At 46.9% G+C, this 228-nt stretch carries 1 protein-coding gene; it reads right to left on the minus strand.

The window, feature by feature from the left end:
• Nucleotides 1-228, minus strand: a 228-nt coding sequence (locus J3S90_RS15830; protein ID WP_210646991.1) for an MBG domain-containing protein, incomplete at both ends; no start/stop codon positions are given.

Raw genomic sequence — 228 nt, forward strand, 5'->3', positions numbered from 1 at the left:
GCTGGGTTCGCGTCTCCGTATACTTTGGTTTTATTATCGGCTACCACACTCACGTTGATCGCTTTTGGTGTTACCGTTAATAGCGCGTCTGTTGTGCTTATCGTATAGTTTGGATTACTGCCTAAAGCCACTGCAATTGGATAGCTTCCTACTGCTGAAGTCGTCGTAGCGGTGGTGCTTAACGTATAGTCAATCACATCGCCATTTACCGTTCCAGTTACCACAGCG

Origin of the sequence: Flavobacterium flabelliforme (assembly GCF_017948675.1) — a bacterium.
Classification (GTDB): Bacteria; Bacteroidota; Bacteroidia; order Flavobacteriales; family Flavobacteriaceae; genus Flavobacterium; species Flavobacterium pygoscelis.